This window comes from Rubrobacter marinus (genome assembly GCF_011492965.1).
GTDB lineage: Bacteria > Actinomycetota > Rubrobacteria > Rubrobacterales > Rubrobacteraceae > Rubrobacter_F > Rubrobacter_F marinus.
Genome location: NZ_CP045121.1, coordinates 2,644,448 through 2,667,192, shown reverse-complemented (window position 1 = coordinate 2,667,192; position 22,745 = coordinate 2,644,448). Strand labels below are relative to the sequence as shown.

The window sequence follows — 22,745 nt, the reverse complement described above, 5'->3', positions numbered from 1 at the left end:
ACGGATCAGCCCCGTTGTGCTAGCCCCCGGACTGCCCCATGAGGGTGCCGCCGCCGGTGCTCAGGAGCAGGCCGAGCTGCGTGAGCGGGGCCGCGATCGGCAGCCCGTACGGGGTGGCCGCGATGGCCTGGACCTGGCCGCCGAGCGTCGCGAGAAGCTGGCCCACCTGATTGGGATCGAAGTTGGGGTTGGCGAGGTGGTTTCTCAGGGTGCTCAGGTTCTGCGCTACGGGCGTCAGCTCCGGCACGCCGGAGGCGGAGAGCGTCTGCTCCCACGTCGCGATCACCGGGATGGCCGACCCTATGCCTAGCCGCAGGATGCCGCCTTGTAGCTGCCCGACGGTCTGATTGAGCGCGGTTCCAGCGCTGTTTGCTTCCATTCTGCAGATCCCTCCTACGGGTGCACCAAAGGTTCTTTCCAACATTATTCTCCCGGCGCGGCTCGCGCAAACGTGCGGAGGAGGGTATGAATGCGACGCCTCCCGCGCCGCCGACGACCGGTTCCGAGGCGCTCCGGCCGCCCGGGGCGTAGAATCTCGCCCGTGACGGAGAACAAGGCCAGAACCGCCGCCCGGACCACGGAGCTATCCCTGATCCTGGCGGCCATCTTCTGGGGGGCAAACTACGCGGCGACGAAATACGCCGCGGGGTTTCTGCCCCCGACCTTTCTCGTGGCCCTGCGCTTCGCCGGCGGCGGTCTCCTGCTCCTCCTCGTCCTCCGGCTCCTGGAGCCGGGGAGCCGGCTCACGCGCGGGGAGCTGCTGCCGATGATCGGCCTGGGCTGCTTCGGCGTGGCGGCGGCGCAGACCTCCTTCACCTTCGGCGTCAGCATGACCACCGCCTCGAACACCGGCCTGATCTTCGCCACGGCCCCGGTGTGGGGCATGATCCTGGCCTCCGCGCTCGGGCTGGAGAGGCCGACCGCCGGGGGGATGATCGGGGTAGCGCTCTCGATCCTGGGCGTCGGGATCGTGGTCTACGACGGGCTCGGGGCGGCGGGGACGAGCACGCTCGGCGACGGCCTCGTCCTCCTCGCCTCCGTGTGCGTCGGCGCCTATACCGTGCTCTCGATCCCCGTCCTGGACCGGCACTCCCCGCTGGCCGTCGCGACCTACCCGACCCTCTTCGCGAGCCCGGTCGCCCTGCTCCTCGCCGCGCCCTTCCTGCCGGGGCTGGACTGGGGCGGCGTCACCCCGGGGGCCTGGGCGACGGTGGGCTACTCGGCGGCCTTCGCCACCGCGTTCGCCTTCGCCGCCTGGCAGCGGGGCATCAGCCGCATCGGCGCCAACCGGGTGCTCGTCTACCAGTACCTGATCACCCTCACCGGCGTAGCGTCGGGGATCGTCTTCTTCGGCGAATCCCTCGGCCCCGAGCAGCTCCTCGGCGGGGCCGTCATCCTCCTGGGCGTCTACCTCGCCCGGCGACCCTCGTAACGCCTCCCTTCGCCCCCAAGGACTCGACAGCGCCGGGGCCGATCACGGGCCGGAACACCGGCCGACTCGGGCGGCGCGCCATCCGTCCGGGCGGATAGGGGTACGGGGAACCGGGTGCGGCGGAGGGGGAGCTACTGAGGGAGGTGGGGGGGAGGGGCCGGCTTCTTCCGACCCTTCCCCGGGGGCTACTCTAGCCGCCCCAGCGCCCGGCGAGGACGCGCCGGACGATGATCGAGGCGAGGATGGTCGAGGCGGCCGTGGTGGCGCCCTTGAGGACGGCCTCCAGGGCGTCGTCCTTGATGCCGCGCTGATCCGGGACGTCTATGTAGCGGTTGGTGACCGCGTGGCTTATGCCGTAGGCGATCCCCGCGGCTACCAGGGTGATCACCCTCTGCTGCGTCTCGTCGTCCATGCTCTTGCCTCTCTTTCTCGGGGCCTGACCGAACGCACTATGTCCCCGCACGTTCGGGGGTAAAACCGGGGCCGCGCCCCTCGGTGACGCGACGTCCCGATCATGATCGGGACGATTGTCCCATATACGGGTGCCTGGTTTCGGCGCAGGTTGCTCCGTAGACCGGGCTGGCAGAGATTGCCCCCTCCTGGAAGCCCGGCCCGGCTCTCCTTCTCCCCCTACCTAGCGGTCCCTTCGCGCCGCAGCCCGTCGAGGAGCAGGCCGCGCAGGGCGGTCAGGATCCGCCCCCGCCCCATCCCGAGCTCGGCTCGCTGGTAGAGGTAGAGGTCGACGTTGAGCGGCGCGAGCACGGCCTCCGCCACCGCCTCGACGTCCAGCCCCTCCCTTGCCTCGCCCTCCTCGACCGCGCGCCCAAGCAGCGCCACGACGGTCGCCCGGAGCCAGGAGTAGAACGGGTTGCGGTACATCTCCACCCGGCGCTCCCCCCCGACCGCGTCCCTTACGGCGCCGAGGAGCGGCGCGTTCTCCTCGTTGAAGCACGCGAGATCCTCGAGCAAACCCATAAGCTGCTCCAGCGCGGGCCCCCCGGACTCCTCGCGGTCCCGGGCCCTCCCGTACAACCCCTCCACGCCCTCGAAGAGCAGCGCCATGCACAGCGCGCCCTTGTGCTTGAAGCGCCGGTAGAGCGTCCCCTGGCCCACGCCGGCCGCGCGGCCGATCTCGTGCATGCTCACCGCGTCCACCCCGCGCTCGGAGAAGAGCTCCCGGGCCACCCCCAGCACCCGGCGCCGGCTCTCCGCCGCGTCCCGCCTCTCGCCGGCAGGCGCCCCCCCAAACGCCAGGGGCGGCACGACCCGACCCGCTCTTCCTCTTCTCCCCTGCATCCCCGCAGACCCCAGAAAACTCGCCACGAATCTCCTTGAAAACGGACAGGTGTCCGGTAATATCCACCAAGCGGACAATCGTCCGCTTTTGATTCTAACAGATCGAAGGACGGGCACGGGAGGTATCCGGCTCGGGGAGGGACAGGATTTGGCGGCAGCGGACGGTTTGGGGGGGAGGCGTACGGCGCTGGCGGCGGCCGGGCTCATCCTGGTTCTGTTCCTCGTGTCTCTCGACCAGACGGTGGTGGGGACGGCGATGCCGCGGGTCGTGGCGGAGTTGAACGGGTTCGAGCTCTACGCGTGGGTGACTACCAGTTACCTGTTGGCCGAGACCGTGGTCATCCCGATCGTGGGGAAGCTCGGGATTTGTGGGGAGAAAGTGGATCACGGTCGCGGGCGTGGCGGTGTTTCTGGTGGGGAGCGCGCTCTGCGGCATCGCGCAGGACATGACGCAGCTCGTCGTCTTCCGCGGGGTGCAGGGGCTGGGGGCGGGATGCTGCTCTCGACCGTGTTCACCAGCGTCGCCGACATCTTCCCCGACCCGGCGAGGAGGGCCAGGTACCAGGGGCTCTTCTTCGGGGTCTTCTCGATCTCCAGCGTCATCGGGCCGTCCCTGGGCGGTTGGATCACGGACGCCTTCGATTGGCGCTACGTCTTCTTTCTCAACCTGCCGCTCGGCCTCCTCTCCCTCGTGGCGCTCCCGTTCGTCCTGCCCAACGGGGAGCGCCGGCGCGCGGCCTCCATCGACTACCTCGGCGCGCTCACGAGCACGGTCGCCATCGTGGCGCTCCTGCTCGCGCTCTCATGGGCGGGGGAGGGCTACGGATGGGGCTCGGCCAGGGTCCTCGCCGGGTTCGCCGTCGCCGCCTTGTTCCTCGCGCTGTTCCTGCCCATAGAAGCCAGGTCCCCCGAGCCGATACTGCCCCTCTCGATGTTCCGGGACCGCTCGTTCGTCTCCGCCTCGATCGTCATGTTCGGGGTCGGCATCGGGATGTTCGGGGTGATCCTGTACACCCCGCTCTTCGTGCAGGGCGTCCTCGGCTACACCGCGACCGGTTCGGGCGCGGTTCTGACCCCGCTCATCCTGACGATGACCGCGATGGGCATCGTCGGCGGCGTCCTCATGGCCCGCGTGAACCGCATAAAGCCGTTCCTCCTCGCCGGGACCGTGCTCATGGCGCTCGGCGCGTATCTCCTTTCTACCCTCGGCGTCGGCTCCTCCACGACCACCGTCGCCCTGTTCCTCTTCGTCACGGGCCTCGGCCTCGGGCTCATAATGCCGACCACCACCCTCGCCGTGCAGACGATAGCGGGGGAGGAGAACATGGGCGTCGCCACCGCGGCCACGCAATTCATCCGCTCCATCGGCTCGACCGTCGGGACGGCGGCCATAGGGACGCTCGTCACCTCCGGCTACGTGAACGGCCTGCGCGAGGGGGTCCCGCAGGGCACGCCGGACCGCCTCGTCGGCGGCCTCGAGGAGCCCAACGCCCTCGTAAGCCCCGAGGCCCTCGGCGCCCTCGAGCGCGCCGCGGGGGCGCTGCCCGGCGGCGAAGGGCTCGTTGGCGGCCTGCTCGCCGCGGCCCGCGAGGCCCTCGCCGGCGCGGTCCAGACCGGCTTCCTCTTCGTGCTCGCGACGGCGGTGCTCTCGGTCGCGGGCGCCCTCCTGATGAGGAACCTCCGCCTCAAGCAGGGCGAGGTCGCCGGCCCCGGAGGGGAGGCCGACGAGCTCGCGGCCGGCGCCTCCGCCGGGGCCTCCGCGGCGTCCTCCGCGAGCCTCCCGCGCGAGGCCCGGCGGCCGGGAGCGGACGGCGAGACGGGGGAGATCGGCACGGGGCGGCGCCGGAGGAAGGCGTCGTGACGCAAGCGAGGCCCGCGGAGCGGGAGAGAGGCGGTGGCGCGATGAAGGTCGCGATCTTTGGAGGGACGGGCAGGACGGGGCGGCACCTGATCGAGGGGGCCCTGAGGGACGGGCACGAGGTCACGGCGCTCGTCCGCGACCCCGGGAAGCTTGCGACGGGCCACGAGCGGCTGCGGGTCGTCGAGGGGGACGTGCTCATCCCCTCGAGGGTCGAGGAGACGGTCGCCGGGGCCGACGCCGTCCTGAGCGCCCTCGGGCACACCAAGACCTCCCGAAGGACGTGCAGGAGCGGGGCACCGAGCACATCGTAGCCGCCATGAAGCAGCACGGCGTGCGCCGGCTCGTCAGCTTGACGGGGGCGGGGGTACGAGACCCCGGGGACCGCCCCAAGCTCGTCGACCGCGTCTTCTCCGGCCTGCTCAAGGTCTTGCAGAGGGACGTCCTGGAGGACGCGGAGCGCCACGCCGAGGTCGTAAGGCGGAGTGGGCTCGATTGGGTGATCGTGCGTGCCCCGCGGCTCACCGACGGGGCCGCGACGGGAGAGTACCGCGTCGGGTCCGTCGGCGAGAACAGCGGCACCAAGATCTCGCGCGCCGACGTCGCCGGCTTCATGCTGCGCGAGCTCACGGACGATTCCTACGTCGGCCAGGCGCCGATGGTCAGCTACTGAGGAGGATGGGATGAAGGCGATACGCATAAACGAGCCGGGGGGGCCGGAGGTCCTGCGGCCGGAGGAGATGGAAGCACCCACGCCGGGACCGGGCGAGGTCCTGATAGCGGTCGAGGTCGCCGGCGTGAACTACGCCGACACGGGGACGCGCCGCGGCATGGCGTTCGGGCCGCACCAGGCGCGGTTCCCGATCACGCCGGGCTTCGAGGTCGCCGGCACCGTGGCGGCCCTGGGGGAGGGCGTCGACGGACCGTCCGAAGGTACCCGCGTGGTCGCCGTCCTCGAATCCGGCGGCTACGCCGGATACGCCGTCGCCCCCGCCGGCATGGTCGTGGAGGTGCCCGAAGGGGTGGACCTCGGGAGCGCCGCGGCCGCCCTGCTCGTGCAGGGCATCACGGCCTACGGCGTCCTGCACGACGCGGCCGGGCTGCAAAGGGGCGAGAGCGTGCTCGTCCAGGCCGCCGCCGGCGGCGTGGGCTCCCTCGCCGTGCAGCTCGCGCGGCTCGCGGGCGCGGGCACGATCGTGGGGACGGCCGGCAGCGCCGAGAAGCGCGAGCTCGTCCTCTCCCTCGGCGCCGACCGCGCCGTGGACTACGGCCGCGACGGCTGGGCGGACGAGGTGATGGAGGCCACGGGCGGTCGGGGCATCGACGTCGTGCTCGAGTCCGTCGGGGGGGAGGCGGGTAGCACGGCGTTCGGCTGCCTCGCCCCCCTCGGCCGCATGGTCATGTTCGGGGCGGCGAGCGGACGGCCGATGCCCCCGCCGGACCTCATGCAGATGAACGTCAAGGGCCTGACCCTCACCGGCTTCGGCGGGCCCTGGATCCGGCCCGGCCGGGCCCAGGCGGCGCGGAACGAGATCTCCGATCACCTCCGTACCGGAGCCCTGCGGCCCGTGATAAGCCGCTCCTTCCCGCTCGAGGAGGCCGCCGAGGCCCACCGGGCCATCGAGGCGAGAGCGACGACCGGCAAGGTCCTGCTCGCCGTCTGAGCAGGACCTTCGGCGGCGGACCGGGGAAGCGGGGGATCGCCGCAGCTTCCTCCCGACGCCCCGTATCTTCAGGGAGTTGCGTAAGGTTGGTGGCCCGTGATCCGAAGGAGAGGCGATGATCGTTGACGTGTACGCGGACGTGGTGTGCCCCTGGTGCTACGTTGGCGAGCGCCGGCTCGAGAGGGCCCTCGCCATGAGGCCGGGGATCGAGGTCGAGCGCCGCTGGCGGCCCTTCCAGCTCCAGCCCGGCATGCCCGGGGGCGGGATGCCGTGGGACGTCTTCGCCCGGCGGAAGTTCGGCGGCGAGGCCAACGCCCGCGGCGCCTTCGCGCGGCTGACCGAGGTGGGGGAGGGCGAGGGCATCCGGTTCGACTTCGACCGGGTCGCCAGCGCCCCCAACACCGTCGACGCGCACCGCCTGATCCTCCTCGCCGGGGAGCACGACCGCGGCGCGCAGTGGAGGCTGGTCGACGCCCTCTTCGAGGCCTACTTCTCCGGAGGCCGCAACCTCAACGACCACGAGCACCTCGCCGGGATCGCCACGAACGCCGGCCTGAGCGGCGACGAGGTCCGCCGCTACCTCGCGGGCGAGGAGGGCAGGGCCGAAGTCCGTGCCTCCCAGGAGGAGGCGTACGGGAGGGGCATACAGGGCGTACCCCTCTACGCCTTCGGCAACGGCTCGGTCGTCGCCGGGGCCCAGCCGGTCGAGGCGTTCGTGCGCGTCCTCGACGGCGCACGGGCCGCCGGACACACGGGATGACGGGCAGACCCGGTCGGGTAACGGGGGGGCGGCGCGTAGTAAGCTGAGGGGGCCGTTCCCGTCGTGTCCCCTCCCGGAAGGCCTGTCGTTGTTCGCGGATCGTCGCCTCGTGGTGCTCGCGTTCGTCGCGCTGGTGGTGCTGTGGGGCTCGTCGTTCTCCGCGCTCAAGGTGGGCCTCGAGTACGCGCCGCCGGTGCTCTTCGCGGGCGCGAGGTCGATCCTCGGCGGCCTCCTGGTGACGCTCGTTGCGCTCGTGTGGGGCGGGAGCCCGAAGCTCAGGCGCGACTGGCCGGTCTTCGCCCTGCTCTCGGCGCTCAACGTCGTGCTCTTTCTGGGCCTGCAGACGGTCGCGATCATGTACCTCCCCTCGGGCTCGGCGGCGGTCCTGATCTACCTGCAACCCATCCTCGTCGGGGTACTGGCCTGGATGTTTCTCGGCGAGGGCCTCACGACGCGCAAGGTCGTCGGCCTCTTGCTCGGCTTCTCGGGCATCGCGGCGGTGAGCGCCGGCGGGCTCCTCGGCGAGCTGCCGCCCGGAGCCTCGCTCGGCGTCGCCCTCGGGGTCGGGGCGGCCCTCTCCTGGGCCCTGGGCACGGTCTACTTCAAGAAGGCGCAGGAGCGGGTCGCCCTCCTCTGGGCCGTCGCCGTCCCGTTTCTCGCCGGGGGCGTCGTCCTCACGGCCCTCGGGGCGCTCGTCGAGTCGCCCTCGGAGATCACGTGGAACGCGCCCTTCGTCGCGAGCCTGCTCTACGCCTCGCTCCTCGGGACGGGGGTGGCCTGGCTGCTCTGGCTCGGCCTCGTGAGGGCCGGCGAGGCGAGCCGTGTGTCGGCCTACATCTTCTTCGTGCCCCTCGTGGCCGTCCTGATCGGGGCGGTCTTCCTCGACGAGACCCTCAGCCCCTCGCTCGTCGCCGGCGCCGCCCTCGTCGTCGCCGGCATCTACCTCGCCAACGGCCCTCAGCCGGAGCAGGGGGCCGGGAAGGGGGCCTGAGCTAGCCGTCGTAGCGGGCGGCGGTGGAGCCCGCGGGGACGATGACGCGCAGGGCGTTGGGCGCGACGGAGAACTCCTGCGGGGTGTAGGCGACGAGCTCGCCGTCGACGTTCACGGGCAGCTCCGGCTCCGTCTCCAGGACGACGCGGGACGTCCTGAAGTGGTCCACGCTCTCGGACTTGACGAAGTCGCCGCTCCTCAGGTAGCGGGCGACGCCGAAGAGGTCGCGGGTGCGGCCGAGGACGATGGCGTAGACGTCGAGGGTCTTGTCGTCCATCCCGGAGCCCGGGGCGACGACCATCCCGCCGCCGTAGAACCGGCCGTTCCCCACGGCCAACTGCAGGAGGCGGCCGTACTCGACGGGGGCGTGGTCCCCGTCCGGGAAGGTGAGGCGGCCGACGAAGGGCTGGTGCTTTATGAAGGCCTTGACGGCGGCCACGGGGTAGGCGAGGGGCCCTATGTTCTTCTTCAGGAAGGGCGAGAGGGCGCGGGTGGCCTCGACGCTCAGGCCGACGGAGGCCACGTTCACGTAGTAGTTGTCGCCGAGGAGCCCGAGGTCCACGTCGACGACGTTGCCGCGGGCGATCGTCTCGCAGGCCTCCGCGAGGGAGGTCGGGATCTCCAGCGTGCGGGCGAAGTCGTTCGCGGTGCCCAGAGGGAGGAGGCCGAGGGTGGAGTGGTGGTGCGCGAGAAAGTCCACGGTCGAGGAGACCGAGCCGTCCCCGCCGCCGAGGATGATCGGGTCGTGCCCCTCGAGGACCGCCGCTCGCACGGTCTCGGCGAGCCGGGCCGGGTCGTGGACGGGGAAGCTCGCGCCCACGTCGACGCCGAGCGCTGCCAGAAGCTCCAGGGCCTCCTCGAAGGCCTGCTCCCCCGTGCGCGATCTGGCGTTGACTATGAGGGCTGCTCCTCTCATCCGGCGGATTCTATCCTCCCGCGCGGGAAAGTTGATCCCGAAGCCGCGGAACCGTATCTTACGGCGGCAGGAGAAGGGGAAGGGGCCGCATTCAAGCGCCGCCCTCCGGGGCCGAGCGCCGTCGAAGGCGCCCCCGGGCCGGCGTGCGCGACCCCGACACAAACGGAGAAGGAGCACAGAGATGACGAGACCGCCCGTACCACCGTTCGACGAGGAGAGCGCGAAGAAGAAGGTCCAGGCGGCCCAGGACGCCTGGAACACCCGCGACCCCGAGAAGGTGTCGCTGGCGTACACCGAGGACTCCATGTGGCGCAACCGCGACGAGTTCTTCCAGGGGCGCGAGGCCATAAAGGACTTTCTGACGCGCAAGTGGGAGCGCGAGCTCGACTACCGCCTGCAGAAGAACCTGTGGTGCTTCACGGAGAACCGCATCGCGGTCCGGTTCGAGTACGAGTCGAGGGACGCAGGCGGCCAATGGTGGCGCAGCCACGGCAACGAGCTGTGGGAGTTCGACGACGAGGGCTACATGAGGAGGCGCGACGCCTCCATAAACGACTACAAGATCGACGAGTCCGACCGGCGCATATTCTAGGCGGCTGGGGGCAAGGCCTCGTCTGGTAGACTCTGCCCCGCATTGTTGCAGGACTCGAAAGACGCGGCCCACGCCCACGCCGCGCTCCCTTGGAAGGAAAAGCCTTGATAGACCATCTGGTGCTGTTCACGGTGAAGGAGGACGCGTCGGCGGAGGACGTCCAGGACATGCTGGAGGGCCTCAGGGCCCTCCGGAACAAGGTCCCGAGCGTCATCGACCTCTCGGTGGGCGAGAACTTCAGCGAGAGGGGCGGGCCGTTCACCCACGGTCTCTTCGCCCGGTTCCAGACGCCGGACGACCTTCAAGCCTACCTCAAGCACCCCGAGCACAGGGCCGCGGCGGACAAGCTCAACACCTTCGCCGACCCCAACCGCATCGTCGTCGACTACGACCACGGGCTCTAGCGGGGCGTCCGGGTTGCAGGAGTTCGGCTACAAGAGCCTGACGCCGCGCGAGCTCGTGCAGAAGCTCGGAGGGGGGGAAGCGCCCGTCCTGCTCGACGTGCGCGAGCCGTGGGAGTACGAGCGGGCCCGGATCTGGGGCTCCCAACTCGTCCCTTTAGCGGACCTGCCCGAGCGCCTGCACGAGCTCGACCCCGAGGCCGAGACGGTCGTGATCTGCCACCACGGCCTCCGGAGCGCCCACGCGACCCGCTTCCTCGACCACTCGGGTTTCCAGAGCGTCTACAACCTCGAAGGCGGCCTCGACGCCTACGCCGCCGTCGACGACTCGGTGCCGAGGTACTAGCGGGCCGACCCCCCGTCGGGGCCCGCGTCCCCCTCGCGATACATCATCGAGGTCTCCACGGAGCCCGACTGGGCGGCCACGATCCGGATCTGGCGCTTGATGTAGCGCCGCTGCTCGCTCCCCTCGGGGAACGCGCCGTACAGCTCCTGCAGCCTCCCCTGCTCCTCGCCGAGGTCCCTGCGGAGCGCCTCTAGCCCCTCCAGCGACGCCTCCTCGAGCCCCTGCTCGAACTCCTCGTCCCGGATCTCCCGCGCCCAACCCAGCGAGAGCGGCGCGTGCGGCCCGCCTCCCGCCGCCTCCCCGTCGGAGAGCAGCCCGCCCGGGTCCACCCCGAGAGCCCGCGCCAGCTTGCGCACCGTGCCGAAGTGCGGGCTAGAGATCCTGCCGTTCTCGATCCCCGAGACCGTCGTCGGGCTCACCCCGGCCTCCGCCGCCAACCGGCCCTGCGTCCACATCTTCCGGCGCCGCACGCGCACCAACCGCTCGCCTATCCCGAACCTCTCCAACCCTTACCCCTCTACCGACCACGGCCCGATGACAGAAAGATAGCACAGAACGTATCCAATAACAGGTTTAGATCAAAAACACAGAAATTTCTGTAGAAAATCTGTTTGATAACTGCGTATATGCGGTAAAATGTCGGTGCTCGATAAGGACGGGCCCCGTTGGGGGTCGAGAAGGAAGGAGGGTGTTGCAATGGCGTTGAGTCCTTTCAGGGGTCGCGGTTTCTACGACGTGCACGGTGAGATGAACCGCTTGTTCGACGAGATGTTCGGCGGGCTGGCCCGCAGGTCCGGGGGGCGTCAGGGCGAGGGGATGGCCGACTCGTGGTCTCCGGCGCTCGACGTGCTGCACGAGGACGGGGACGTGCTGGTGCGGGCCGAGTTGCCGGGGGTCAAGCCCGAAGATGTTGACATCACGCTCTCGCGGGGTGTTCTGACCATCTCCGGGCAGCGCAAGGCCGAAGCCGAGCAGCAGGGCCAGGGCTACTACGTCAGGGAGCGCAGGTACGGCTCCTTCCGCAGGAGCCTGGTGCTCCCCGAGGGGATCGACGAGAGCAGGATCGACGCCCGCTACGACAACGGGGTGCTCGAGGTGAGGATCTCCGGTGCCGCTGCGGTTCAGGAGCCCAAGAAGATCCAGATCCAGGCCGCGGGCAACGAGAGCTCGAGCAACGGCCAGACCGGCTCCGAGGGCGAGACCCCGGGGAGCTGAGCGGTACGGGCCCGGTACTCCGCCGGGCTTGGCGCGGGACGGGAGGCCGGGGCGGGAGACGCCCCGGCCTCCTCGTGGTTGCGGGCCCCTTCGCCGGGGTGGCGGGCTCATGAGAAGTAAGGCGTAGACCAGGAGCTCGGGAGGAGATGCATGGGAGCGAGAAGGAAGATGTGTGACTTGTGCGGGGTGAGGCCCGCGGTGGTGACGGTGAGGCGCGTCGTCCCCGGGGAGCCCCGAGGACGGAGAACCTGTGCGAGCCGCACGCCGCGCAGGCCGGGGTCGGGGGTCGTTCGCCTCTGGGGGCTCTTCCCTCGGGGCGGCGGTAGCCTCTTCGACGACTTCTTCGGCCGGTTCTTCGACGGGGAGCCCGCGTCGGCGCCGGAGGAGGGCGCGGGCGGCCGCGGGGCGCCCCGCAGGATGCAGGCGGAGCAGGTGGACATAACGCGGTACTTCTCGGACGCCACGAACGAGCTGTTGCAGCGGGCCGCGCAGCGCGCGATGGAGCGGGGCAGCCTCGACCTGACGAACGAGCACCTGCTGCACGCCGCGCTCGAGGACGGGGCCGTGCGGCGCGTCCTCGAGGAGGTCGACGCAGACCCCGCGCAGGTCGGGGCGCAGCTCGAGGAGGAGTCGGCCGGGCGGGGGGACGGCCGCTCCGGCGTCGCCCCCTCGCTCGCCCCCGACGCCAAGCGCGCCGTGCTCGCTGCCTACGACGAGTCCCAGGCGCTCGGGGCCTCGTACATCGGCCCCGAGCACGTCCTGCTGGCGCTGGCGCTCGACGAGGAGTCCGAGGCCGGGCGGCTCTTGAGGCGTTTCGGCCTCTCGCACACGAGGCTCCGGGGGGCCGTCGTGCGCGGGGTGGACAGCGCCGGCGGGGCGCGAGACGGCGCCCGGAGCGCCACGCCCACGCTCGACGAGCACAGCCGCGACCTCACCGAGATGGCGCGAGAGGGGAAGCTGGACCCCGTGATCGGCCGCTCCGAGGAGGTGGAGACGACCGTCGAGATCCTCTCCAGGCGTACCAAGAACAACCCCGTGCTCATAGGAGATCCGGGCGTGGGCAAGACGGCGATCGTGGAGGGGCTCGCCCAGCGCATCGTCAACGACGAGGTGCCCGAGACCCTGGCCGGCAAGCGCGTCCTGGCGCTGGACCTCGCGGGCCTCGTCGCCGGAACCCAGTACCGCGGCCAGTTCGAGGAGCGCCTCAAGAAGGTCATCGACGAGGCGGGCGAGAACCCGGAGGGCCAGATCCTGTTTATAGACGAGCTGCACACCGTCGTCGGGGCGGGGGCGGCCGAGGGCTCGATGGACGCCTCGAACATGCTCAAGCCCGCGCTGGCCCGCGGGGAGCTGCACGTCGTCGGCGCGACCACCGTGGACGAGTACCGCAAGAACATCGAGAAGGACGCGGCGCTCGAGCGCAGGTTCCAGCCCGTCCTCGTCGGCGAGCCCACCGTGGACGAGACGGTCGAGATCCTGAGGGGCCTCAAGGACCGCTACGAGGCGCACCACCGCGTCAAGATCTCCGACGAGGCCATCGTGGCCGCCGCCGAGCTCTCCGACCGCTACGTCACGGACCGCTTCCTCCCCGACAAGGCCATAGACCTCATGGACCAGGCCTCCGCCAGGGTCAGGCTGCGCTCCAAGACCAAGCCGGTTGACACCAGGGAGCTGGAGGACGACATAAAGCGCCTCAAGCGCGAGAAGGACCAGGCGGTCGCCAACGAGGACTTCGGGCGGGCGCAGGAGCTGAAGGGCCGGATCCAGGAGTCCCAGGACAGGCTCGGGGCCTTCAAGGGGGGGCGCCAGGCCGTCGCCGGGGTGACGGCCGAGGACGTAGCCGAGGTCGTCTCCAGGGCCACCGGCATCCCGGTCTCTCAGCTCACCCGGGAGGAGCGCGAGCGGCTCATACGCCTCGAGGAGCAGCTCCACGAGCGGGTCATCGGTCAGGAGGAGGCCGTCACGGCGATCGCCGAGGCGATCCGGAGGGCCAGGGCGGGCCTCTCGGACCCGAACCGCCCCATAGGCAACTTCCTCTTCCTCGGGCCGACGGGCGTCGGCAAGACCGAGCTCGCCCGGACGCTCGCCGAGGCCCTGTTCGGGGACGAGGCGGCGATGATCCGGATCGACATGAGCGAGTTCCAGGAGCGGCACACCGTCTCCAGGCTCGTCGGGGCGCCTCCGGGCTACGTCGGGTACGAGGAGGCCGGCCAGCTCACCGAGAGCGTCAGGCGCAGGCCCTACTCGGTCCTGTTGCTCGACGAGATCGAGAAGGCCCACCCGGACGTCTTCAACGTCCTGCTCCAGATTCTCGACGACGGCAGGCTGACGGACTCCAAGGGGAGGACCGTCGACTTCAAGCAGACCGTGATCATCATGACCTCCAACATGGGCGCCGAGAGGATCCAGGCGCACGCCAGGCGCGACGAGCCCTTCGAGGAGCTCAAGGAGGACATGGACAGGCTCCTGCGGGCCACCCTGCGCCCCGAGTTCGTGAACCGCATAGACGAGGTCATCGTCTTCCGGGCGCTCGACGAGGCGCAGATCGCGGAGATCGCCCGTCTCCTCCTCGACCGGACGGAGCGGCGCATGAGGGCGCAGGGCATCGAGGTCGGGTTTACGGAAGGGGCGGTCGCCCTTATAGCGGAGGAGGGCTTCGACCCCGAGTTCGGCGCGCGTCCCCTGAGGCGCACGATCCAGCGCCGCGTCGACAACGAGCTGGCGAACCTGGTCCTCTCGGGCTCCGTGAACCCGGGCGACAGGGTGGTCGTCGACGCCGACGACGAGGCCCGCAAGCTCGCCTTCGGGGTGGAGGAGGGCGCGGCGAACGCCGTCGCCGCGGAGTAGTTACCGGCCGTCCGCGCCGGAAGGGCCAGGGGCGTCCCCGCGGGGACGCCCCTGGCCCTCGCGGACCGCCTCTTCGAGGCGCCGATAGAGGCTCGCGGCTAGCCCCTGCGGCGCACGGGAGCGCTCGACGAGGGCGCGGGCGGCGTCGCGCGTCTCGGTGGCGCCCGGCAGCTCGAACGTGAGGACGACGGGCTCCGGGTCTTCGAGGCCGAGCTCGCCGAGCGCTATCCTTTCCACCTCGGGGACGGGCCGTCCGGTCTCTTCGGCGACCGCGCGGATGGAGGCCATGGGGTCGAACTCCTGGCAGACGACGATGCCGCCGTCGAGGCGGCGCTCCCACCACCACTCGGCCTCGACGCCGGCGAAGCTCTCCCTGACGAGGGCGGTCGCGGGCTCGGCGAGAAGCTGGCTCAGGACCTCGGGCATGGGCTCATACTACAACAGGGGAGGCGGGGGTTACGCTGCTTCCCCGGGCTTTGGGGTACGTATACTGGCGGGCAGGAGTTTCGTCCGGTCCTGCGGGGCCTTCGGGAGGGGTAGAGATGCTTTTGGTACGGGATTCTATGGTCCGGGAGGTCGTCACCGTCTCGCCGGAGACGACGGCGGCCGAGGCGCTCAAGCTCTGCTGGGAGAGGGGGATCCGCCACCTCCCGGTGCTGGAGGGGGGGAAGATGGTCGGGCTCATCTCCGACCGCGACCTGCGCCTGGCGACGCCCGCTCTGGGCGACCCGAATCGGGCGGCGGCGCTGGAGAAGATCCGGGTCGGCGACGAGATGTCGCGCGGGATCACGACGGCCGACCCGGAGGATCCCATAGAGCAGGCGGCGATGGCGATGCACGAGAAGAAGATCGGCTGCCTCCCCGTCGTCGAGGGGGACGACCTCGTCGGCATCCTCACCGCTTCGGACGTGATGGCGGCGCTCGTGCGGCTCGTGGGGGCGCACGAGCCCGGGAGCCGCCTGGAGGTCCAAATACCGGACCGGCCGGGCTCGCTCGCCGAGGTCGCCGGGATCGTCCGCGACCAGGGGGTCAACATCGTGAGCGTCCTGAGCGCCCCCAGCGAGGGGAACGGGGTGGCGCACAGCGTGGCCGTCATCCGGCTCGCCACCATAAACCCTTCCGGGGTGGTACGTAGCCTCCAGGAGGCCGGCTTCCCCGTGCTCTGGCCGCCGACGGCGCCGGACGGTCCGGGGCTTTGAGCGGCCGGGCCGTCTTCGTCCACGACGAGGCGCTGGAGGCCTACGGCTTCGGGGGGGACCACCCCTTCAACCCCCTCAGGGTCCGGATGACGATAGAGCTGTGCGAGTCTCTGGGGCTCATGGAGGGCCACCGGTTCGTCTCACCGGAGCCGGCGACCGACGAGGATCTCACGACCGTCCACTCCCTGAGCTACGTCAGGAGCGTCCAGAAGGCCGGCCGCGACGAGGCCCCGCTCTCCGAGCTTCTGGACTACGGGATAGGGACGCAGGACAACCCGATCTTCCCGCAGATGCACGAGGCCTGCGCGCACGTCGTGGGCGCCGTCATCGGGGCGTGCAGGCTCGTCGTGGGGGGAGAGGCCGAGCACGCTTTGTGCGTCTCCGGCGGGCTTCACCACGCGCTGCGCTCGAAGGCGAGCGGCTTCTGCGTCTACAACGACGCGGGCGCCGCCATAGCGCGCCTCAAGGAGGAGCACCCCGGCATCAGGGTCGCCTACGTGGACACCGACGCCCACCACGGCGACGGGGTGCAGTGGATGTTCTACGACGACCCGGACGTCCTGACCTTCTCCATGCACGAGTCCGGGCGCTACCTCTTCCCGGGGACGGGCGGGGTCGAGGAGAAGGGGCGCGACGGCGGGACGGGGTACTCCCTCAACGTTCCGCTGCAGCCCTTCACGCAGGACCCTTCGTTTATCGAGTGCTTCGAGGAGACGCTGCCCGAGGCGCTCAGGCGCTTCCGCCCCGACCTGATCCTCTCGCAGAACGGCTGCGACGCCCACGCCCTCGACCCGCTGACCCACCTCTCGGCGACGACCCGCGTCTACGAGCACGTGCCCCGCCGCGTCCACGAGCTCGCCCACGAGCTCTGCGAAGGGCGCTGGGTCGCAATCGGGGGCGGCGGCTACGACATCTGGCGCGTCGTGCCGAGGGCGTGGGCCGCGCTCTGGGCCGCCGTCTCGCACCAGGAGATGCCCGAGACGATGCCCGGCTCGTGGATCGCGAAGTGGGGCGGGCAGAGCCCCGTCGCGCTCCCGAACCTCACCCGCGACGCCGCCGCCGACTACCCGCCCATCGGCCGCGCCGCCCAGATCGAGGAGCGCAACCGCAGGACCGTCGCCGAGCTGAAGCGCAAGGTCCTGCCGCTCATAGAAGAGGGCCCCCGACCCTAAAGCATTCGCGCCCCTGAGCCGATACATCCCTAGAAGCGAGAGACGACGGTCGCCGCGCGGCACGCCCGGCGGCCAACGGATGGTGCAACCGTTTGACGGAGAAGGGCCGGAGGAGGGGACAAACAGGAGGACGGGCTTGGCGGCCGGGTTGGATCCTGACGGTGGCCGCGCTCGTCGTCGCGCTCTCTCTGGCCTCCGTCGTGGACGCGCTGTACGACTCCTCCCAGAAGGTGGACGAGGCCCGGATCCTGCTCGCCCGCATCTCGGAGGACGCTCTGGAGCAGCGTTCCGCGTGGCGGGAGACCCGCGAGAGGGGGGAGGTCTCGCCGGCGCTCCTCGGCGAGGTCGCCGAGGAACGGAGGGACCTCCAGGCGAGCCTCGCGGCCTTCGGGCGCCTCGACGGCGACGGGCGGGAGGCGGCCATACGCGTCGCGCTAGAGGACGCCGAGGAGGCTTTCGACGATGAGCTGCGCCTGATCCGCGACGGCAGTGCGGAGGAGGCCGCCGTCTTGCGCGAGGAGAGGACGCGCCCGGCGTTCGAACGCCTCGAAGACCTCCTCGACGAAGCCGCCGCCGAATACGAGGGCGCCGTGGCCCGGGAGAAGCGGGCGACGAGCCTGGGGACGTACGCCGCGATGCTCTCGGCGGCGGTCGCGCTCGCGGTGCTCTTCCGGCGCTACGAGAAGTCCCGACGGGCGGCCGGGCGGGAGATCGAGGGGAGCAGGCAGCGCTTCGAGCTCGCCGTGCTGGGGGCCAACGACGGGCTCTGGGACTGGGACCTCGCGACCGGCGAGTCGTATTTTTCGCCCCGCTGGAAGGAGATGCTCGGCTACGGGGACCACGAGCTTCCGAACCGCTACGAGGAGTGGGAGGGCCGGGTCCACCCGGAGGACCTCCCCAAGGTCCACGAGGCGCTCGAAGCGCACTTGAAGGGCGAGACGCCGCACTACGAGATCGAGCACAGGCTCATGCACCGCGACGGGCGCTACCGCTGGATCCTCGCCCGCGGGGCCACCGTCCGGGACGCGCGGGGCAGGCCCTACAGGATGGCGGGTTCCCACACCGACGTCGCGGAGCGCCGGGAGGCCGAGGAGAAGCTCCGCGAGAGCCAGCGCGGGCTCGCCGACGCACAGAGGATCTCCCACGTCGGAAACTGGAGCTACGACGTCTCCCGCGACCAGGCCGCGTGGTCCGACGAGCTCTACCGCATCTTCGGCCTCTCGCCCGGCGAGATCTCCCCGAAGTACGGCACGTTTCTGCGGTTCGTGCACCCCGACGACAAGGGGATGGTTCGCCGCGCGGTCCGGGAGGCGCTGTACGGCGAGCCGCCGGCGGAGATCGAGTTCCGCGTGGAGCGGCCCGGGGGCGAGGGCCGTACCGTCCGCGCCCGCTACGAGCTCGTCCGCGGCGAGGGCGGGGCGCCCGAGAGGATGGTGGGCACGGTCCAGGACGTCACCGAGCACAAGGAGGCCGAGGAGCGGATCAGGGAGGCCGAGGCGCGCTACCGGACCCTCATCGAGCAGATCCCGGTCGTCACCTACGTCCAGGAGCTGGACCACAACAACGCGACGGGCTACATAAGCCCGCAGCTCCACGACCTCGTCGGCTACACGACCGAGGAGTACACCTCCGACCCCGAGCTGTGGATCCGGCTCCTCCACCCCGAGGACAGGGAGCGCGTGCTGGCCGAGGACAATCGCACCGACGAGACGGGCGAGCCGTTCCGGATGGAGTACCGCATGGTCTCGCGCAACGGCCGCGTGGTCTGGGTGCGCGACGAGGCGGTGATCGTGCGCGACGAGGACGGGGAGCCGCTCCACTGGCGCGGCGTGATACTCGACATCACGGAGAGCAAGACCCTGGAGAACCGCCTCGCCCATCAGGCCTTCCACGACCCCCTCACCGGGCTCCCGAACCGCGCCCTCTTCGCCGACCGCCTCGCGCACGCCCTCGCCCGCCTCGAACGCAGGGGGGAGGCGCCCGGCGCCAAGGGCTCGGTGGCGGTGCTCATGGTGGACCTGGACAACTTCAAGGTCATCAACGACTCCCTCGGGCACGACGCCGGCGACGAGCTGCTCGTCGAGGTGGCCGACCGCCTCCGGGGGTGCGTGCGCCCCGCCGACACCGTCGCCCGCCTCGGGGGAGACGAGTTCACCCTGCTGCTGGAGGACCTGAGCGGCGTGGGCGAGGCCGCGCTCGTCGCGAAGCGGATCCTCGCCGCCTTCGTCCCGCCGTTCGCGGTGGGGGGGCAGGAGATCTTCGTGACGACCAGCGTCGGCATCGCCCCGGGCGGCTCGGGCCCGTCCGGGGAGCCCGAGGACCTCCTCCGCTCGGCCGACCTCGCGATGTACGGGGCGAAGAGGAGCGGCAAGGCGAAGTACGAGATCTTCGACCCCTCCATGGGCGCCGAGGCGCACGCGCGCCTGGGGCTGGAGAACGACCTCAGGCGCGCGGTCGGGAACGGGGGCGCCGAGTTCCGCGTCTTCTACCAGCCCAAGGTGCTCCTCGAGACCGGCGAGATCTTCGGCTTCGAGGCCCTCCTGCGCTGGAGGCATCCGGAGCGCGGCGTCGTGGGACCGGACGAGTTTATCCCGCTCGCCGAGGAGACGGGGCTCATCGTAGACCTGGGGCGCCGGGTCCTCCGCGAGGCCTGCCGGCAGGCGAAGACGTGGCAGGGCGAGGCGGCTCCCGGTCTGGTCGTGGGCGTCAACCTCTCCGCGCGGCAGTTTCAGGACCCGAACCTCGTGGGGGACGTGAGCGCGGTGCTCGCCGAGACCGGCCTCGCGCCCGACTCCCTCGTCCTCGAGATCACGGAGAGCGTGGTGATGGACGACGCGCCCGTCGCCGCCGGGACCCTCGCCGCCCTCAAGGACCTCGGGCTCCGGATCGCCGTGGACGACTTCGGCACGGGTTACTCGTCGCTCTCCTACCTCAAGCGCTTCCCCGTCGACTACCTCAAGATCGACCGCTCCTTCGTCGACAGGATCGAGGACTCCGACGTCGAGGCGATCGTCTCCGCGATGATCGACCTTGCCGCCGCGCTCGGGCTCCGGGTCATCGCCGAGGGCGTCGAGGAGGAGGGGCAGAGATCCCGGCTCGAAACCCTCGGCTGCGAGCTCGCCCAGGGCTTCCTGTTCTCGAAGCCGCTCCCCGCCCTCGACGCGGCGCGGCTCCTCCGGATGCGGCTCGCCCCGCGGCCGGGGATAGGGTGAGCATCCGCCCTACGGATGTCCGTTCGGATGTGTTAGCCTTTTGCCGCACACGGGGAATCGAGACCGGAGGTAGAAGAAGAGTTGCAGGCTACGTTCGCTCACGCCACGGCACCGACGCTCTCATCGGCACCCGGTACCCAGACACCTCCTCGCGAGATCACGGAACGCAAGCAGAGCCAGGAGCCCCCCTGGAAGGTCATCCTGCACAACGACGACTTCACCCCGATGGAGCACGTCGTCACGGTGCTGCGCAAGGTGATCCCGCGCATGGGCGTCAAGCGCGCCATGACCATCATGCTCGAAGCCCACACGAAGGGTAAGGCCGTCGTCGTCAAGTGCCACAAGGAGCTCGCCGAGCTCTACCAGGAGAGCCTCAACAACGAAGGCCTCATCTCCACCATAGAGCCGGATTAGAGATTTGAAAGGTTGCTGACTGAGGGGCTGGTCGTAGAGGCTATCCGCTTCGTCAGCGAACGGTGGAAAGCTTGACAAACGACAGTCCAGATTTCCGAAGAATGATAGCCGAAAGTCTCTTTGGCCGAGACGCGGAACAACTGCTTGCAGAAAACAGCGAGGCAACGGTAGACCTGTTCGAGACCTTCGGCGTACGGCAGTTGGAGGAAAATTTGCAACTGCCGATCGGGTTCTTCGAAGCGCTTGTTCAGGAAGATGATTGGTCTTTCATCATAAAGCTGCATGCGCTCATGGAAGCAGCGGTCACACACTTGGTGGTCGAGACTATCGCCAAGCCGTCGTTGCAGGATATTTTCGCTCGCATAGATATGAGCAATACGCAAACAGGCAAACTTGCCTTCGCGGACAAGCTCGAGTTGTTGAGCAAGGATGTGCGACGCTTTGTTCGCACGTTGTCTGAGTTGCGCAACGAGTTTGTCCACGATGTCTCCAACGTGAACGTGGATCTGATTGCCTTCATCCGGGGGCTCCCCATAGAAAGGCAAAAGGGGTTTGGCAAAGCTTTCGGATGGGGCTTTCCCAACAGGGTACCAAGATTAGAGGTGGAGCCGGGGTTGTATGACCCAAGAGAGTTGATGAAGGTGTTTGCGTATGCCGTGTTTCCGCACGCGCCTAGACTGTCGATCTGGTTTGGGGCAATGCTTTGCTTGCACGAGGTATCGCGGGGTGTTTCGTTGGCGCGGCTCAACGCCGAGCAGCAGTTGGTCGTTGATGCCATAATTACTCGCGCGGAAGCCTTACTCGAACCGCAGCCTACAGATGGGAAAACGCGGCATTACGCTCTGCGTGGCGAACCCGTAAGTTACGTCAATCCCTTCGATAGCGTGTCTGAGGACGATTGGAACTCGGCGAGTTGAGGACATGATCGTTCTCGACACCCACGCTTGGGTGTGGTGGGTTCATGGCGACGAGCAGCTTACATCGTCGCAAGCTAGCACCATCGAGGGGGCGGAAACCGACCTAATAGGTGTGAGCGCAATTTCTTGCTGGGAGGTAGCCAAGCTCGTCGAGCGGGAACGTCTCAAGCTACCGCGTCCAGTAGCTGAGTGGTTGGAGCTAGCGCTCGATTACCCCGGCGTGCAGTTGATCGAGTTGAGCCCGGAGATAGCGGTTGCCTCGACGCAACTTCCCGGCGAGTTCCACAAGGACCCCGCAGACCAGATTATCGTCGCGACGGCGCGAGTACACGGTTGTCCGCTGGTCACGTCCGACGATAAAATTGCCGCCTACGCCTACGTCGACACGATCTAGGCCCTCGTAGGGTAAGCGCTCCTACCCCCCGATCTGGCTCATCGTGCGGTTGCGAGTCTCCTGAGGGAGGGTGAGGCCGGCGGCCGGCTTGATCCGCGCGGTCTTCCACAGAACCTCGTGAATGGCCGGGATGGGGTCTTTCGAGCGGATGGCGTCCTTCACGGGCACGTCGAGGTCGGTGAGGAGGCAGGGGTGGATCTTGCCGTCCGCCGTCAGCCGGAGCCTGGAGCAGCGCGCGCAGAAGGGCTCGGAGACCGGCGTTATGACCCCGAAGTTGCCGGGCGCCCCGTCGAACTTGAATTCGTCGGCGGGGGCGGCCGGGTCGTCCTTCGCGACGGGCTTGAGGTCCCCGAGGGCGTCCTGGGCCCTGGCGAGGATCTCCGAGCCCGGGATGAAGAGCTTGCGGAAGCGCGAGCCGTCCGTGTCGCCGTTCAGGGGCATCAGCTCGATGAAGCGCACGCTCAGGGGGTACTTCTGGGTGAGCCTCGCCATGTCCACGATCTCGTCATCGTTCACCCCGCGCAGGGCGACCGCGTTGATCTTGACGGGCGAGAGCGGCGTCTGGAGCGCCGCCATGATCGCCTCCCACACCTTCTCGAAGTGGTTGCGTCGGGTGATGAACTGGAACTTCTCGGGCTGGAGGGTGTCGAGGGAGACGTTGATCCGGTCGAGGCCGGCCTCGACGAGCCCCTCGAGGTTGTCCTTGAGGAGGTAGCCGTTGGTGGTCATGGTGACCTCGTCGAAGCCCAGCGCCTTGAGCTGCTCGACGAACCACACAACGCCGCGCCTCACGAGGGGCTCGCCGCCGGTGACGCGCACCTTGGTGACGCCCAGGGCGAGGCACGCCTCCGCGAAGGTCAGCATCTCCTCCAGGGTGAGGATGTGCGACTTGTCCTGGAACTGGATGTCCTCCGGCATGCAGTACTGGCAGCGGAAGTTGCAACGGTCCGTCACCGAGATGCGGAGGTAGTCCATCTTGCGGTCGTAGCTGTCCGTTAGCTGAACCATTCCCACCTTATCCGAGTAGTCCTGAGCCGCCATTGTACCGCGAGCCGGGCCCCCGCGGCCCGTCGTGCGCTAACATCTCCTTCCGGGCGTGATTCGTGACACACCGGGGAA

At 69.5% G+C, this 22,745-nt stretch carries 25 protein-coding genes and 1 pseudogene; 19 read left to right on the top strand and 7 right to left on the bottom strand.

Annotation, left to right across the window (positions count from 1 at the left end):
• Positions 1–19: 19 nt before the first annotated feature.
• Positions 20–379 (bottom strand): hypothetical protein, encoded by a 360-nt coding sequence (locus GBA65_RS13740; RefSeq protein ID WP_166397029.1) that lies wholly within the window; start codon positions 377–379, stop codon positions 20–22.
• Between the two features lie 162 nt (positions 380–541).
• On the opposite strand from GBA65_RS13740, the gene GBA65_RS13735 reads away from it, so the two are divergent.
• A complete protein-coding gene (locus GBA65_RS13735) occupies positions 542–1,432 on the top strand; it encodes a DMT family transporter (protein ID WP_228281333.1) in 891 nt (296 codons plus the stop codon).
• A gap of 190 nt (positions 1,433–1,622) precedes the next feature.
• On the opposite strand, the gene GBA65_RS13730 is transcribed toward GBA65_RS13735, so the two are convergent.
• Complete coding sequence (locus GBA65_RS13730) at positions 1,623–1,844, bottom strand: hypothetical protein (protein ID WP_166397027.1); 222 nt, start codon at positions 1,842–1,844, stop codon at positions 1,623–1,625.
• Positions 1,845–2,062: 218 nt separating this feature from the next.
• The gene (locus GBA65_RS13725; RefSeq protein WP_166397026.1) at positions 2,063–2,755 is read right to left on the bottom strand and encodes a TetR/AcrR family transcriptional regulator; all 693 of its coding nucleotides are present in this window, start codon (positions 2,753–2,755) and stop codon (positions 2,063–2,065) included.
• 341 nt (positions 2,756–3,096) lie between these two features.
• Between GBA65_RS13725 and GBA65_RS26555 the strand changes: the two are divergent.
• The 7 genes and pseudogenes from GBA65_RS26555 to GBA65_RS13700 form a co-directional block, all read left to right on the top strand.
• Positions 3,097–3,180: pseudogene (locus tag GBA65_RS26555) on the top strand (hypothetical protein); the annotation flags it as partial.
• Positions 3,181–3,221: 41 nt separating this feature from the next.
• Positions 3,222–4,589 carry an MFS transporter gene (locus tag GBA65_RS13720; RefSeq protein ID WP_407691094.1) on the top strand — a complete coding sequence of 456 codons (1,368 nt, stop codon included), beginning with the start codon at positions 3,222–3,224 and terminating at the stop codon, positions 4,587–4,589.
• Entirely contained in the window at positions 4,586–4,900 is a 315-nt protein-coding gene (locus tag GBA65_RS25350; RefSeq protein WP_207955774.1) for an NAD(P)-dependent oxidoreductase, read from the top strand. Before GBA65_RS13720 ends, GBA65_RS25350 begins: the two co-directional genes overlap by 4 nt.
• The gene (locus GBA65_RS25345) at positions 4,870–5,259 is read left to right on the top strand and encodes an NAD(P)-dependent oxidoreductase (protein WP_207955773.1); all 390 of its coding nucleotides are present in this window, start codon (positions 4,870–4,872) and stop codon (positions 5,257–5,259) included. Before GBA65_RS25350 ends, GBA65_RS25345 begins: the two co-directional genes overlap by 31 nt.
• Before the next feature lie 10 nt (positions 5,260–5,269).
• The gene (locus GBA65_RS13710) at positions 5,270–6,250 is read left to right on the top strand and encodes a quinone oxidoreductase family protein (protein WP_166397024.1); all 981 of its coding nucleotides are present in this window, start codon (positions 5,270–5,272) and stop codon (positions 6,248–6,250) included.
• Positions 6,251–6,365: 115 nt separating this feature from the next.
• Complete coding sequence (locus GBA65_RS13705; RefSeq protein ID WP_166397023.1) at positions 6,366–7,010, top strand: DsbA family oxidoreductase; 645 nt, start codon at positions 6,366–6,368, stop codon at positions 7,008–7,010.
• A gap of 88 nt (positions 7,011–7,098) precedes the next feature.
• Positions 7,099–8,001, top strand: a complete 903-nt coding sequence (locus tag GBA65_RS13700) for a DMT family transporter (protein WP_166397022.1) — start codon at positions 7,099–7,101, stop codon at positions 7,999–8,001.
• 1 nt (position 8,002) lies between these two features.
• Here GBA65_RS13700 and GBA65_RS13695 read toward each other — a convergent pair whose 3' ends face one another.
• Complete coding sequence (locus GBA65_RS13695) at positions 8,003–8,917, bottom strand: lipid kinase (protein WP_166397021.1); 915 nt, start codon at positions 8,915–8,917, stop codon at positions 8,003–8,005.
• A 181-nt stretch (positions 8,918–9,098) separates the two neighbouring features.
• On the opposite strand from GBA65_RS13695, the gene GBA65_RS13690 reads away from it, so the two are divergent.
• From GBA65_RS13690 to GBA65_RS13680, 3 genes are all read left to right on the top strand, one after another.
• Positions 9,099–9,509: a nuclear transport factor 2 family protein gene (locus GBA65_RS13690; RefSeq protein WP_166397020.1), complete on the top strand. Its 411-nt coding sequence runs from the start codon at positions 9,099–9,101 to the stop codon at positions 9,507–9,509.
• A 104-nt stretch (positions 9,510–9,613) separates the two neighbouring features.
• The gene (locus GBA65_RS13685; RefSeq protein WP_166397019.1) at positions 9,614–9,913 is read left to right on the top strand and encodes a Dabb family protein; all 300 of its coding nucleotides are present in this window, start codon (positions 9,614–9,616) and stop codon (positions 9,911–9,913) included.
• Between the two features lie 13 nt (positions 9,914–9,926).
• Positions 9,927–10,256, top strand: coding sequence for a rhodanese-like domain-containing protein (locus GBA65_RS13680; RefSeq protein WP_207955772.1), 330 nt, complete (start codon positions 9,927–9,929; stop codon positions 10,254–10,256).
• Here GBA65_RS13680 and GBA65_RS23280 read toward each other — a convergent pair.
• Positions 10,253–10,762, bottom strand: a complete 510-nt coding sequence (locus GBA65_RS23280; RefSeq protein WP_207955771.1) for a helix-turn-helix domain-containing protein — start codon at positions 10,760–10,762, stop codon at positions 10,253–10,255. The genes GBA65_RS13680 and GBA65_RS23280 overlap by 4 nt on opposite strands.
• Before the next feature lie 190 nt (positions 10,763–10,952).
• Between GBA65_RS23280 and GBA65_RS13670 the strand changes: the two genes are divergently transcribed.
• The gene (locus tag GBA65_RS13670) at positions 10,953–11,471 is read left to right on the top strand and encodes an Hsp20/alpha crystallin family protein (protein WP_166397018.1); all 519 of its coding nucleotides are present in this window, start codon (positions 10,953–10,955) and stop codon (positions 11,469–11,471) included.
• A gap of 150 nt (positions 11,472–11,621) precedes the next feature.
• The gene (locus tag GBA65_RS13665; RefSeq protein ID WP_228281332.1) at positions 11,622–14,318 is read left to right on the top strand and encodes an ATP-dependent Clp protease ATP-binding subunit; all 2,697 of its coding nucleotides are present in this window, start codon (positions 11,622–11,624) and stop codon (positions 14,316–14,318) included.
• On the opposite strand, the gene GBA65_RS13660 is transcribed toward GBA65_RS13665, so the two are convergent.
• Complete coding sequence (locus GBA65_RS13660; RefSeq protein ID WP_166397017.1) at positions 14,319–14,744, bottom strand: hypothetical protein; 426 nt, start codon at positions 14,742–14,744, stop codon at positions 14,319–14,321. It lies immediately after the preceding gene.
• 116 nt (positions 14,745–14,860) lie between these two features.
• Between GBA65_RS13660 and GBA65_RS13655 the strand changes: the two genes are divergently transcribed.
• The 6 genes from GBA65_RS13655 to GBA65_RS13630 all read left to right on the top strand — a co-directional run bounded on the left by GBA65_RS13655 (position 14,861) and on the right by GBA65_RS13630 (position 21,626).
• A complete protein-coding gene (locus GBA65_RS13655; RefSeq protein WP_166397016.1) occupies positions 14,861–15,517 on the top strand; it encodes a CBS and ACT domain-containing protein in 657 nt (218 codons plus the stop codon).
• Entirely contained in the window at positions 15,514–16,689 is a 1,176-nt protein-coding gene (locus tag GBA65_RS13650) for an acetoin utilization protein AcuC (protein ID WP_166397015.1), read from the top strand. Before GBA65_RS13655 ends, GBA65_RS13650 begins: the two co-directional genes overlap by 4 nt.
• A gap of 92 nt (positions 16,690–16,781) precedes the next feature.
• The gene (locus GBA65_RS13645; RefSeq protein ID WP_166397014.1) at positions 16,782–19,901 is read left to right on the top strand and encodes an EAL domain-containing protein; all 3,120 of its coding nucleotides are present in this window, start codon (positions 16,782–16,784) and stop codon (positions 19,899–19,901) included.
• Positions 19,902–19,982: 81 nt separating this feature from the next.
• On the top strand, positions 19,983–20,315 hold the full coding sequence (locus tag GBA65_RS13640; protein WP_166397013.1) for an ATP-dependent Clp protease adaptor ClpS: 333 nt from the start codon (positions 19,983–19,985) through the stop codon (positions 20,313–20,315).
• A 71-nt stretch (positions 20,316–20,386) separates the two neighbouring features.
• Complete coding sequence (locus tag GBA65_RS13635; protein ID WP_166397012.1) at positions 20,387–21,232, top strand: hypothetical protein; 846 nt, start codon at positions 20,387–20,389, stop codon at positions 21,230–21,232.
• Between the two features lie 4 nt (positions 21,233–21,236).
• Positions 21,237–21,626, top strand: a complete 390-nt coding sequence (locus GBA65_RS13630) for a type II toxin-antitoxin system VapC family toxin (protein WP_166397011.1) — start codon at positions 21,237–21,239, stop codon at positions 21,624–21,626.
• A 21-nt stretch (positions 21,627–21,647) separates the two neighbouring features.
• Here GBA65_RS13630 and moaA read toward each other — a convergent pair whose 3' ends face one another.
• Positions 21,648–22,634 (bottom strand): GTP 3',8-cyclase MoaA, encoded by a 987-nt coding sequence (gene moaA / locus GBA65_RS13625; protein ID WP_166397010.1) that lies wholly within the window; start codon positions 22,632–22,634, stop codon positions 21,648–21,650.
• Positions 22,635–22,745 lie beyond the last annotated feature (111 nt).

Excerpts from the sequence above, each read along its gene's own strand:
- GBA65_RS13705 (WP_166397023.1), top strand. The coding sequence starts at position 6,366 with ATGATCGTTGACGTGTACGCGGACGTGGTGTGCCCCTGGTGCTACGTT.
- GBA65_RS13730 (WP_166397027.1), bottom strand. The coding sequence starts at position 1,844 with ATGGACGACGAGACGCAGCAGAGGGTGATCACCCTGGTAGCCGCGGGG.
- GBA65_RS13710 (WP_166397024.1), top strand. The coding sequence starts at position 5,270 with ATGAAGGCGATACGCATAAACGAGCCGGGGGGGCCGGAGGTCCTGCGG.
- GBA65_RS13655 (WP_166397016.1), top strand. The coding sequence starts at position 14,861 with ATGCTTTTGGTACGGGATTCTATGGTCCGGGAGGTCGTCACCGTCTCG.
- GBA65_RS13665 (WP_228281332.1), top strand. The coding sequence starts at position 11,622 with ATGGGAGCGAGAAGGAAGATGTGTGACTTGTGCGGGGTGAGGCCCGCG.
- moaA (WP_166397010.1), bottom strand. The coding sequence starts at position 22,634 with ATGGTTCAGCTAACGGACAGCTACGACCGCAAGATGGACTACCTCCGC.
- GBA65_RS13720 (WP_407691094.1), top strand. The coding sequence starts at position 3,222 with ATGCTGCTCTCGACCGTGTTCACCAGCGTCGCCGACATCTTCCCCGAC.
- GBA65_RS13660 (WP_166397017.1), bottom strand. The coding sequence starts at position 14,744 with ATGCCCGAGGTCCTGAGCCAGCTTCTCGCCGAGCCCGCGACCGCCCTC.
- GBA65_RS13690 (WP_166397020.1), top strand. The coding sequence starts at position 9,099 with ATGACGAGACCGCCCGTACCACCGTTCGACGAGGAGAGCGCGAAGAAG.
- GBA65_RS13695 (WP_166397021.1), bottom strand. The coding sequence starts at position 8,917 with ATGAGAGGAGCAGCCCTCATAGTCAACGCCAGATCGCGCACGGGGGAG.
- GBA65_RS13740 (WP_166397029.1), bottom strand. The coding sequence starts at position 379 with ATGGAAGCAAACAGCGCTGGAACCGCGCTCAATCAGACCGTCGGGCAG.
- GBA65_RS13630 (WP_166397011.1), top strand. The coding sequence starts at position 21,237 with ATGATCGTTCTCGACACCCACGCTTGGGTGTGGTGGGTTCATGGCGAC.
- GBA65_RS13670 (WP_166397018.1), top strand. The coding sequence starts at position 10,953 with ATGGCGTTGAGTCCTTTCAGGGGTCGCGGTTTCTACGACGTGCACGGT.